We start from the raw sequence: 11,324 nt of genomic DNA, 5'->3' as shown, positions 1-11,324 counted from the left end.
TGGTTAGCATGGCAGTTAGGTATCAGTTTCAACAAGTGTCACTTTGGCTGGTTTGATACTGATATGTGTAAGAAAGCAGAGAGTATATGCAGGAGGTTTGGGTGATTGAGTTCAAAGGAATAAATAATGGTATAATATAGTTCTGCCAATAATCATTATGCTAGCAACATGAACGCTTGACAGGATGATTCTTCAGCTTTAAGGGAACACCCTAAAATCTTTTTAAATACAATATATTAAAGGATTTTTACATGGAAAAGAGATCACCCTTAATGATGTCTATGCCACTGGATATTGACATCAAGCAGGAAGCCACCATTAATGGGATTGAAATGGGAGTTCTTGAAAATGGCATCCCTTATCTCACCCAAAATGGGTTAGCTAGTGTATGTGGAGTTCAGAGGCTTAGGATTAAGGAAATTACAGATGAATGGGCTGAATCATATGAATCTGGAATTTTCAAAAAAGGAAAAATGACTTTTATTGGATCTTATCTCTTAAAAGAGCGATTTTTAGAACCAAAACTCTATATACCCATTACTAAAAATGGCACTGAATATCATGCTTATCCAGATATAATCTGTATGGCGATATTAGAATATTACGCTTTTGAGTCCAGGCAAGCAGATAACAACACAGCCTTGAGATCATACAGAGAATTAGCAAAGAAAGGGTTAAAAGAATATATTTATGATGCTTTAGCTTACAAGCCTGATGACCCTTGGCGCCACTATCATAATAGGGTGTCGATATTAAAAGATAAAGGAACCATTCCAGATGGCTATTTTATTATATTCAATGAGATAGCGGGAATGATAATCGACTTGATAAATGCCGGTTTAACAATAAACAGTAGCACAGTTCCAGATGGTAGCGTTGGCATACATTGGGGAACTTTTTGGAAAAACAACAAATTACATTTAATATATGGCGACAGAATCTCTTGTGAACATTATTACCCTGAAGAATTTCAACAAGCAAAATCAAATCCTCAAGAGATAAATGCATATCCTGATTCTGCCTTATCTGAATTTAGGCGTTGGTTTAAACACGACTATCTCTTAACAAAATTCCCTAAATATATACTGAAAAAAGTAAATTTATTACCGGGAGGAAAAGATGATGCAGAGAGATTATCTGAACTATTTAAGCCTAAATTAATTTCAGAGTAACAGCTCACAGCCCCCACGGTGGGGCTTTTTGTATCAAACCCCATACTTCACACTTGTTCTTCATCATCCCCTTTACCGTCATCCAAAAAAATAACGAGAATAGACATGAGTAAAAAATTAATTGAATTCAGCGCTGAATTAGAAATAACTGATTTTTGTAAAAACGGTGAAGGTAAAGCTGTAGCATTTGGCAAAGTATTTAATGACAGTAAAAATCGTTTTCCTGACGGTTCTGAAATAATCACATCATTAGTTCATAACACCGAAACTTATGAAGCTGACGGATATATTAAAACCCAGAATTCAGTTTATAAGATACGTCACTCAAACAAATAACGAGAAATAATATGGCAGATTTTGGAGGTAGTAGCACTCCGAAGGAATTTAAAGATTTATGGCAAACTCCCCTCCCGTTATTTAAAGCACTCGACCTCGAATTTAAATTTACTCTTGATGCGGCTGCTTCTGCTCAAAATACCCTGTGCGTTCATTATCTCACAGAACGAGATAATGCACTGGAGTGTGATTGGGTAAGTCATGGTGCCATCTGGTGTAATCCGCCTTACTCCAATATTACACCGTGGGTAGAAAAAGCCGCTATCGAATGCCAAAAGCAATTACAGCCCGTCGTGATGTTAGTTCCGTCCGATACCTATGTGGGCTGGTTTAAGTTGGCATTGGAAACGGTTGATGAGGTCAGGTTAATAACGGGTGGAAGAGTTCAATTTATACCCGTAGAGCAAAGAAAGAGAAATTCAAATACAAAAGGCTCCATGTTTTTAATTTGGCGGCCTTTTATTACCCCACGAAAATTAATAACCACTGTAGATAAAGAACACCTATTCAATATAGGTAACAACGAAATAAGGAAAATAACGTGAATATACCAAAAATATCAATTGAAATATCTCGTAAATCAGCTAAAGAGTTTTGTGATTTTTATGATGATGACAAGTTATCTGATGAAAGTTTGATTTTGTCCATAACTGATATTGTACAGGATGCATTAAATGATATTGAGTTTCCAGCTTCGGAAATAAAAACCACACTTACCGATGACTAACGAATTCGAGAACAAAAAATGAAAGGTGGCAAGGGATTGCCAAATTATAAGAGCTAACTATCAAAAAAATATCTTATTAGGCATGGTTAAAGGAAATAAAAATGAATATTGAAGATGACATTTGGGATACAAAAAAGGCAGCGAAAGAGCTTAACGTTTCCTCAAGAACTGTTGCCAGTTTAATCGCTACAGGTGTTATAGACGGTAAACGGATCGGCAAAGGATATAAAACGACTAAGTCCGCTGTTCTTGCTTATATTAAAAGCCCGATGCAAACTCATGGAGCGAGCAAGGGTGATCGTAATGGAGATAAATCATGTCAATCACCCAAAGAAACGGAATATGGCACTGTCATTTCTTTACACCGTCAGGAAAGAGAGTTAGGAAATCTCTTGGCACGAGGGACAAAAAGCAAGCGCAGGAGCTGTATGACAAATTAAGAGCTGAGGCTTGGAGAGTTGACAAACTTGATGATCTGCCAATTCGTACATTTGAAGAGTGTTGCATTCGCTGGCTTAGGGAAAAAGAGCATAAAAGGTCACTTGATGATGACAAAACGAAGATTGAGTTTTTCCTACAGCACTTTTCAGGTCGAGATGTTTCAACAATCACAGCAGATGAAATTTACAATGCCGTTTCAGGTATGAAGAATCGTAAACATTATCAAGTTTGGGAGAGTAAAAGAGACGCAGCGCTGAAAAAAGGGAAAAAGCCTCCTGTATATGAGGCTGTTCCAGTTAGTCAGGCAACAAAGAGCCAACACTTATCATTCATCAGATCGCTGTTAAGGGCAGCCGCTAATGAGTGGAACTGGATTAAGTCAGCGCCTGTTATCAAAACCAAGAAACCCGTCAGTAAGCGCATAAGATGGCTGACAAAAGATGAAGCAGCAAGACTCATCGAATGTATGCCTGAAAGTATAAAGCCGATTGTTATCTTTGCGTTAGCAACAGGACTTAGACGTTCTAACATCATCGATCTGGAGTGGCAGCAGGTCGATATGCAAAGAAAAGTGGCATGGATAAATCCAGAGAACGCAAAAGCCGGGAAAGCGATAGGCGTCGCGTTGAATGATACCGCATGCCGGGTGTTACGGGATCAGATAGGCAAGCACTCAAGGTGGGTATTTGTGCATACCAAAGCCAAACACCGACCAGACGGAACATTAACCCCGGCAGTGAGAAAGATGAGGGTTGATGACAATAGTGCCTGGAATATCGGCCTTAAGAAAGCAGGCATAGAAGATTTCCGTTTTCACGACTTACGCCACACATGGGCAAGCTGGTTGATACAATCAGGTGTTCCGCTTTCCGCACTGCAAGAAATGGGGGGCTGGGAGTCAATCGAAATGGTGAGAAGATATGCACACTTAGCACCTAACCATTTAAGCGAGCACGCCTGCAAAATTGATGTACTTTTTGAAGATAACGACACAAATACGACACAAGGGAAAAATCAGGCTGGGCTTAGAATCGCGTAACTTATTGATTTTAAATGGTACGCCCTACAGGATTCGAACCTGTGACCTACGGCTTAGAAGGCCGTTGCTCTATCCAGCTGAGCTAAGGGCGCATTAGGATGTGAAATAAGAAGCACAATTAATGCAGGGGTGGATTATACGGGCATAATGGCTTGAGTCAATGACCTTTTAGCTTATATGCTCATTTTATGATTAATTATTAATAACTGACAGGCGGTTCATGTTCTGACAAAATAGCTCCTGTTCCTATACTCGATGATGGAATCTTAACTATATGTCAGCAAAAATTATTGATGGGAAAACGATTGCGCAGACAATCAGAAACGAAGTAGCAGAAAAAGTCAGGCAGCGTATTGCTGCTGGAAAACGTGCCCCTGGGCTTGCCGTCGTTTTAGTAGGAGAAAATCCCGCCTCCCAGATTTATGTCGCGAGCAAACGCCGCGCTTGTGAGGAAGTTGGTTTTACTTCCCGCTCTTATGACTTACCAGACACCACCAGCGAAGCCGAATTACTCACCCTGATAGATAACCTGAACAAAGATCCAGAAATTGACGGTATCTTAGTTCAACTTCCCCTCCCCGCCGGTATTGATAATGTCAAGGTACTGGAACGTATTCATCCCGATAAAGATGTCGATGGGTTTCACCCTTACAATATTGGCCGATTGTGTCAACGTGCGCCAAAGCTGCGCCCTTGTACTCCACGAGGTATTGTGACGTTATTGGAGCGCTGTAATATCAATACCTATGGGTTGAATGCCGTTATCATTGGTGCTTCCAATATTGTCGGGCGTCCAATGAGCCTTGAATTACTGTTAGCAGGTTGTACCACAACAGTAACGCATCGTTTTACCAAGAACCTGCGCCAGCATGTTGAACAGGCCGATTTATTAGTTGTGGCTGTTGGTAAACCCAACTTCATTCCTGGTGAATGGATAAAACCCGGCGCTATTGTGATTGATGTCGGCATCAACCGTCTGGAAAATGGTAAAGTCATTGGAGATGTCGATTTCGATAAGGCATCTGAATGTGCAAGTTGGATTTCTCCTGTGCCGGGTGGTGTTGGCCCAATGACAGTTGCGACATTAATTCAAAATACCTTGCAAGCATGCGAGGAATACCATGATGTAGATACAACTGAAGGATACTGATGGACATTTTTTATTTAGATAGTCACCCTTATGTAGAACTGTGTGATCTACTGAAGTTTCAAGGGTGGTGTGAAAGTGGTGCTGCTGCGAAGGCTGTGATTGCAGAGGGTTTAGTAGAAGTTGATTCCCAGGTGGAAACCCGCAAACGCTGCAAGATCGTCGCCGGGAAAGTTGTTACTTTTAACGGTGAATCTGTGCGCGTTGAAGGGTAGCTCAGTAGCATTGAGTCTCCGATAATATCCTTCGGAAAAACTGTACCTTATATTCTCTACGCATTTAAGGTGCAGTTTTTTATTTATAAACAGATTTCTTTTTCTTAATACAAATTTATCTGGTTTTCTCTACAAGATATGTGACATTAACGATATCTTAATAAACAATCATGCCAACAATATTTTGGTTTTCTAATAAGTTGCTATACTGAGAGACTCACTTACAACTGAAAAGGAGTTGATTATGTTTAGTAATAGAGCTGCAAGAAGGTTGTTGGGTATGTCTCATAAGTTAAGTAAATCTAAACGCAGAGTGACTATTTCTCTTCTGAATCTCGATTCCAGTGATAGTAAGCATCAAATACCAGAACATCTGAGTCATTCTTCTTTTATTTCTATAAAACGAGATACTTCTTCAGGAAAAGTTACTTATCACTCTGGAAGTGCTTTCTATCCTAAATATTTAAATATGAATCAATAAAATAGTCTGTTTTATTTATCAAATAAGTTTGGCTATTAAAAATAATATCACTATAAACATTACTGTGATTAAAACATTACATAATATATTACAGTAATCAAACAAACCGCCCACATATGGGGCGGTTTTGGCATATTTACGGCTTAGAAAAATTCTTTATTTACAGCGCCATGTTGTGCCCTGTGGGCCATCTTCCAGTTCGATACCCATTGCATTAAGCTGGTCACGCGCGGCATCAGCCAAAACCCACTCTTTGTTTTTACGAGCATCGTTACGCTGTTTGATCAGCGCTTCGATTTGGGCAACGTTATCATCCGCATGAGCACTACTTTGCAGGAACTGTTCAGGATCTTGCTCCAGAAGACCCAGAATACCCGCCAGTTTACGTAGCTCAGCCGCCAGACCATTCGCCGCAGCCATATCATCTGCTTTCAGGCGGTTGATCTCGCGAGCCATGTCAAACATCACGGAATAGGCTTCCGGCGTGTTGAAATCATCATTCATCGCTTCCACAAAACGGGATTCAAAAGCTTCACCACCAGCAGGCTGGGCAGATTTATCTGTCCCACGCAAAGAAGTATACAGACGCTCAAGTGCAGTACGAGCCTGTTTTAGATTCTCTTCTGTATAGTTCAACTGGCTGCGATAGTGACCAGACATCAGGAAATAACGCACAGTTTCAGCATCGTAATATTCCAGCACATCACGAATAGTAAAGAAGTTATTCAGAGATTTGGACATCTTCTCTTTATCCACCATCACCATGCCAGAATGCATCCAATAGTTCACATAAGGGCCTTCATGAGCACAGGTAGATTGGGCAATCTCATTTTCATGATGCGGGAACATTAAATCTGAACCACCGCCATGAATATCAAAATGATGCCCCAACTGTTTGGCATTCATAGCAGAACATTCAATGTGCCAACCCGGACGGCCTGAACCCCATGGAGATTCCCAACTAGGTTCGCCCGATTTGGACATTTTCCACAATACAAAATCCATTGGATTACGTTTTACATCAGCAATTTCAACACGCGCTCCCGCCTGCAATTGCTCCAAATCCTGACGAGAAAGCAGCCCATAATCAGGATTGGTATCAATGGAGAACATCACGTCACCATTATCTGCAACGTAAGCATGACCACGTTTAATTAACTGCTCAGTGAGTTCAATAATTTCAGGGATATGCCGAGTTGCACGTGGCTCTGAATCTGGACGCAGAATATTCAGTGCATCAAAATCGCTGTGCATCTCATTCAACATACGTGTAGTCAGCGCTTCACAGCTTTCATTATTTTCAATAGCACGCTTGATAATTTTGTCATCTATATCCGTAACATTACGAACATAGGTCAAATCATAGCCTAAATAACGCAGGTAACGGGAAATAACGTCAAAAGCAACAAAGGTTCTGCCGTGGCCAATATGACATAGATCATAAATGGTGATGCCACACACGTACATGCCCACTTTCCCTTTATGGATCGGCTTAAATTCTTCTTTTTGGCGACTGAGAGTATTGAAAATTTTTAGCATCGGTGGGTTTTCCGTAAAAATTGATGTACGTGTAATAAAAAACAAAAGCGAATAAATCCGCTGATTATAGGCTTCCTTATCAGTTACATAAATAAACTATAATATGAAAAGCCAAGTGGGCTATTTCACCCTGATATGGTGAGCTTTGCAAGCATTGCGATCCGCCTTGTTCACATGAGATTGCAGAGTACTGACTCAAGATCACAGATATGGTATAAAAGCCCTTGTTCCGAACACTCTAGAATATTAGGGTCAATCAAAATTATTATTAGGATTTCTATTATGGTGACTTTTCATACCAATTTCGGCGATATTGTCATTAATACTTTCGCTGAAAAAGCGCCTGTAACTGTTGACAATTTTTTGAATTACTGCCGTGAAGGCTTCTACGACAACACGATTTTTCACCGCGTCATCAATGGCTTCATGATTCAAGGTGGTGGTTTTGAACCTGGTATGAAGCAAAAAACGACTCAATCCCCTATCCAGAACGAAGCCAATAATGGCCTGAATAATAGTCGTGGTACTATCGCAATGGCACGTACCAATGATCCACATTCCGCAACGGCTCAGTTCTTCATCAACGTTGTTGATAATGACTTTCTGAATTTCCGCTCAGAACGTCCGGACGGCTGGGGTTACTGTGTATTTGCTGAAGTTGTGGAAGGTATGGATGTGGTTGATAAAATCAAAGGTGTTTCCACTGGCCGCAGCGGTATGCACCAAGATGTACCACACGAAGATGTGATCATTGAACGTGTTACTGTCAGCGAATAATTATTTATATAATATCCAGTTAGAGAATAGTTAATCGTTACATGAGTACACTGTTTATTGCAGATTTGCATCTCAGTGCGCAGGAACCGGCAATTACTGCCGGTTTTCTACGTTTTTTGCGTGAAGATGCAATTCATGCTGAAAGTCTGTATATCCTCGGTGATTTTTTTGATTACTGGATTGGCGATGATGATCCCAATCCTCTGCATACGGAAATAGCCCAGGCACTTAATACACTGAGACAAAAAGGGGTTTCGTGCTATTTTCTTCATGGTAACCGTGATTTTTTGTTAAGTTCCCGGTTTGCCAAAGAGAGTGGCCTGATTCTGCTGCCGCAAGAAAAGATATTGGAGTTATACGGTAAACGTATTCTGATCTTGCACGGCGATACACTCTGCACCGATGACGCAGGTTATCAACAATATCGTAAACGAGTACATACCCCGTGGATCCAGCGGCTGTTTTTACTTCTTCCCTTGTTTATTCGGCTAAAAATTGCAGCCAAAATGCGGGCCGGAAGCCAATATGCTAATAGACAGAAATCCGAATCAATCATGGATGTCAACCAACAGACTGTTATTGAACACTTTAACCAATATCAGGTTGATTGGATGATCCACGGACATACTCATCGTCCAGCGATCCATGATATCCAAATCAACGATAAAACCGTGCATCGTGGTGTATTAGGAGCCTGGCATAATCAAGGTTCAATGTTTAAAGTGACAGAGGCATCTATTGAACTGATATTTTTCCCTTTTTGAATTCTCTGATCTTTTTCTAGAAAAATTGGTAAATCAAGCAACGCAAACGTTTTCCTTATGCAATTCACATGATATGATCCGCCGCCTTACAATATTATTTTGATCTTGGTTCTGGTGGACATCCAATACAGGAGCATCTGATTTATGACGGCAAGCCCTGATCCCCAAAAAGCTATTTCCACAACAACGGTTACCTTTACAGCAAAAACGCCACATCATGCCAAAATTGCTATTGTCATGGGGTCAAAGAGTGACTGGGCAACAATGCAACATGCAGCCGATGTTTTAACCTCCCTTGATATTCCTTTCCATGTAGAAATTGTTTCGGCACACCGAACACCCGATAAACTTTTCCATTTTGCCGAACAGGCGAAAGCAAACGGTTTCGATGTAATTATTGCGGGTGCAGGTGGCGCAGCTCATCTGCCGGGAATGCTGGCAGCTAAGACCTTGGTTCCTGTATTGGGTGTCCCTGTGCAGAGTGCTGCCCTGAGTGGTGTTGATAGTCTCTATTCCATCGTTCAAATGCCAAAAGGCATACCAGTTGGTACGCTAGCTATCGGCAAAGCGGGGGCAGCAAATGCAGCATTGTTGGCGGCTCAAGTATTAGCATTACATGATAATGCCCTGTTCCAACGTCTGTCAGATTGGCGTCAGAAACAAACTCAGGATGTTTTGGATAACCCAGATCCACGGGAGGATGCATGAAGCCCGTTTGTGTATTGGGAAATGGTCAGTTAGGCAGAATGCTACGTCAAGCCGGTGAACCATTGGGAATAGCAGTCTATCCGATTGGGCTGAATGCTGAACCAGAATCTGTTCCCTATCAGAGCAGTATCATCACCGCTGAAATTGAACGTTGGCCTGAGACAGACTTAACCCGTGAACTCGCTCATCACAATGCTTTTATTAACCGTGATATTTTTCCGCAACTGGCTGATCGCCTGCCACAAAAGCAACTCCTGGATAATCTTGGGTTAGCGACAGCTCCGTGGAAGTTATTAGCTGATACCAGCCAATGGCCGCAGTTGTTTAACGAGTTAGGTGATTTTATTATCGTTAAACGCCGTACAGGAGGTTATGATGGCCGGGGTCAATGGCGTATCCGACCGGGTGATGAAGCTGCCTTGCCGCCCGAAATTTACGGTGAATGTATTGTGGAGCAAGGTATTCCATTTTCAGGGGAAGTTTCACTGGTTGGTGCCCGTAACGCTCAGGGTAAATCGGTATTTTACCCACTGACCCATAATCTACATCAGGAAGGTATCTTACGTACAAGTGTTGCCTTGCCAAATACACATCATCAATTACAACAACAAGCAGAAAAAATGCTGTCCATCATCATGGATCACCTGAATTATATTGGTGTCATGGCAATGGAGTGCTTTATTGTTGGTCATGATTTGCTGATTAATGAACTGGCACCACGGGTACATAATAGCGGTCACTGGACACAAAATGGCGCTTCCATCAGTCAGTTTGAACTTCACCTGCGAGCGATTTTAGATTTACCTATGCCTCAACCAGAAATATTGGCTCCTTCAGTGATGGTCAATCTGATCGGTACAGAAATAAACCCTGAATGGCTCAGCTTACCGCTCGTCCGTTTACATTGGTATGATAAGGAAGTTCGCTCAGTGCGTAAGGTAGGGCATCTGAATCTGGTTCATTCTGACAGGGATATATTAAGAACTGCATTACAAACATTAAGCCCGTTATTGCCTGAAGAGTACCAAACTGGCCTTAAATGGGCACAAGATAAATTAAACTGAAAAACCGTAGGAAGTGATAATTTTAAATTAATTACCACTTCTTATATCAACTGCAACAAACTATTTCTTCAATAATGTTCTGGATAGTGTATCTACAATCGTTTTCGTGGTTTGGTCGATTTCATAATTGAGGAAATCCCCTACTTTGATCTTATTGAGATTGGTTAATCTTAAGGTTTCAGGGATCAGATTTAAGGCGATGGTATTATTCTCTTCATCAATGCCATTGATAGTTAAACTACAACCATGAAGCCCGATGAAACCCTTCAAGAAAAAATATTTAATATTGTCTTGAGGGATCCGAATAACCAATCGATAAGTTTCACCTGTTGCAGTAAATTCGACTACTTCAGCAATCCCTTCCACATGTCCATAAAGATTATGCCCCCCATTTTCTTTATACATCTGGTGTGATCGTTCAATGTTGACTCGATCCCCAATGGAAAGAAACTTTAATGTTGTGGTATCAGCAGTAAAATCGGAAATATCAAAAGTGGTTTCATTTTCGCTAAATTGAGTGACAGTCAGACAAGTGCCATCAATAGCAACGCTGGCTCCAATAGCTATATCATCAAAAAAATGATTATCATTACTCATTACTATTGTGCTGAATCCCTCTTTTTTATTGAGTGATAATACACTTTCTGTACCTTGTACAATTCCTGTATACATAATATTTATCTCAGCACTGATATTAATTGAAAAATGAATCTGATTTATATTAAACGGTGGATTCGACTAATAATTAAGTGCAATTTCTCAGAAAAGCGATCAGTCGCTATAGTAGGTATCTTTCTCACCAAAGTAAACATGGTGAAACATTCCCCTCAAAGTTATCCTATTTTTCAATTAATTGAATATAAAGAAAAAAGCTATTACACCACTCATCACAATCAAATGCTGGTTTTAACTCT

At 40.7% G+C, this 11,324-nt stretch carries 15 protein-coding genes and 1 tRNA gene; 13 read left to right on the top strand and 3 right to left on the bottom strand.

What is annotated here, in order from left to right:
- Positions 1-251 precede the first annotated feature (251 nt).
- The 6 genes from Xind_RS10080 (at position 252) to Xind_RS10060 (ending at position 3,715) form a co-directional block, all read left to right on the top strand.
- Positions 252-1,172, top strand: coding sequence for a BstA C-terminal domain-containing protein (locus tag Xind_RS10080; RefSeq protein ID WP_187649982.1), 921 nt, complete (start codon positions 252-254; stop codon positions 1,170-1,172).
- Between the two features lie 105 nt (positions 1,173-1,277).
- Positions 1,278-1,508 carry a hypothetical protein gene (locus Xind_RS10075; protein WP_187649981.1) on the top strand — a complete coding sequence of 77 codons (231 nt, stop codon included), beginning with the start codon at positions 1,278-1,280 and terminating at the stop codon, positions 1,506-1,508.
- 11 nt (positions 1,509-1,519) lie between these two features.
- The gene (locus Xind_RS10070) at positions 1,520-2,053 is read left to right on the top strand and encodes a phage N-6-adenine-methyltransferase (protein WP_187649980.1); all 534 of its coding nucleotides are present in this window, start codon (positions 1,520-1,522) and stop codon (positions 2,051-2,053) included.
- Positions 2,050-2,235, top strand: a complete 186-nt coding sequence (locus Xind_RS10065) for a hypothetical protein (RefSeq protein WP_187649979.1) — start codon at positions 2,050-2,052, stop codon at positions 2,233-2,235. Before Xind_RS10070 ends, Xind_RS10065 begins: the two co-directional genes overlap by 4 nt.
- A gap of 101 nt (positions 2,236-2,336) precedes the next feature.
- Entirely contained in the window at positions 2,337-2,675 is a 339-nt protein-coding gene (locus Xind_RS23150; protein ID WP_338114343.1) for a helix-turn-helix domain-containing protein, read from the top strand.
- Entirely contained in the window at positions 2,558-3,715 is a 1,158-nt protein-coding gene (locus Xind_RS10060; RefSeq protein WP_338114344.1) for a tyrosine-type recombinase/integrase, read from the top strand. Before Xind_RS23150 ends, Xind_RS10060 begins: the two co-directional genes overlap by 118 nt.
- Positions 3,716-3,730: 15 nt before the next feature.
- Here the strand turns inward: Xind_RS10060 and Xind_RS10055 are convergent.
- Positions 3,731-3,807, bottom strand: a tRNA-Arg gene (locus Xind_RS10055).
- A gap of 182 nt (positions 3,808-3,989) precedes the next feature.
- Between Xind_RS10055 and folD the strand changes: the two genes are divergently transcribed.
- From folD to sra, 3 genes are all read left to right on the top strand, one after another.
- Positions 3,990-4,865 carry a bifunctional methylenetetrahydrofolate dehydrogenase/methenyltetrahydrofolate cyclohydrolase FolD gene (gene folD, locus Xind_RS10050; protein ID WP_187649977.1) on the top strand — a complete coding sequence of 292 codons (876 nt, stop codon included), beginning with the start codon at positions 3,990-3,992 and terminating at the stop codon, positions 4,863-4,865.
- Positions 4,865-5,077: a ribosome-associated protein YbcJ gene (gene ybcJ, locus Xind_RS10045; protein ID WP_047682569.1), complete on the top strand. Its 213-nt coding sequence runs from the start codon at positions 4,865-4,867 to the stop codon at positions 5,075-5,077. Before folD ends, ybcJ begins: the two co-directional genes overlap by 1 nt.
- A 244-nt stretch (positions 5,078-5,321) precedes the next feature.
- Positions 5,322-5,558 (top strand): stationary-phase-induced ribosome-associated protein, encoded by a 237-nt coding sequence (gene sra / locus Xind_RS10040; RefSeq protein ID WP_187649976.1) that lies wholly within the window; start codon positions 5,322-5,324, stop codon positions 5,556-5,558.
- 156 nt (positions 5,559-5,714) lie between these two features.
- On the opposite strand, the gene cysS is transcribed toward sra, so the two are convergent.
- Positions 5,715-7,097, bottom strand: coding sequence for a cysteine--tRNA ligase (gene cysS, locus Xind_RS10035; protein WP_187649975.1), 1,383 nt, complete (start codon positions 7,095-7,097; stop codon positions 5,715-5,717).
- A gap of 282 nt (positions 7,098-7,379) precedes the next feature.
- Between cysS and ppiB the strand changes: the two genes are divergently transcribed.
- The 4 genes from ppiB to purK all read left to right on the top strand — a co-directional run bounded on the left by ppiB (position 7,380) and on the right by purK (position 10,410).
- Positions 7,380-7,874, top strand: a complete 495-nt coding sequence (gene ppiB, locus Xind_RS10030) for a peptidylprolyl isomerase B (protein WP_047682564.1) — start codon at positions 7,380-7,382, stop codon at positions 7,872-7,874.
- Positions 7,875-7,915: 41 nt separating this feature from the next.
- Entirely contained in the window at positions 7,916-8,638 is a 723-nt protein-coding gene (gene lpxH, locus Xind_RS10025) for a UDP-2,3-diacylglucosamine diphosphatase (RefSeq protein ID WP_187649974.1), read from the top strand.
- 144 nt (positions 8,639-8,782) lie between these two features.
- Complete coding sequence (gene purE / locus Xind_RS10020) at positions 8,783-9,346, top strand: 5-(carboxyamino)imidazole ribonucleotide mutase (RefSeq protein WP_276511072.1); 564 nt, start codon at positions 8,783-8,785, stop codon at positions 9,344-9,346.
- On the top strand, positions 9,343-10,410 hold the full coding sequence (gene purK, locus Xind_RS10015; RefSeq protein WP_187649973.1) for a 5-(carboxyamino)imidazole ribonucleotide synthase: 1,068 nt from the start codon (positions 9,343-9,345) through the stop codon (positions 10,408-10,410). The genes purE and purK overlap by 4 nt, the downstream gene beginning before the upstream one ends.
- 60 nt (positions 10,411-10,470) lie before the next feature.
- Here the strand turns inward: purK and Xind_RS10010 are convergent, their stop codons facing one another.
- Entirely contained in the window at positions 10,471-11,082 is a 612-nt protein-coding gene (locus Xind_RS10010) for a riboflavin synthase subunit alpha (RefSeq protein ID WP_187649972.1), read from the bottom strand.
- Positions 11,083-11,324: the final 242 nt, after the last annotated feature.

This window comes from Xenorhabdus indica, assembly GCF_014467235.1.
Taxonomy (GTDB): Bacteria; Pseudomonadota; Gammaproteobacteria; order Enterobacterales; family Enterobacteriaceae; genus Xenorhabdus; species Xenorhabdus indica.
This window is presented reverse-complemented; position numbering and strand designations above follow the sequence as displayed.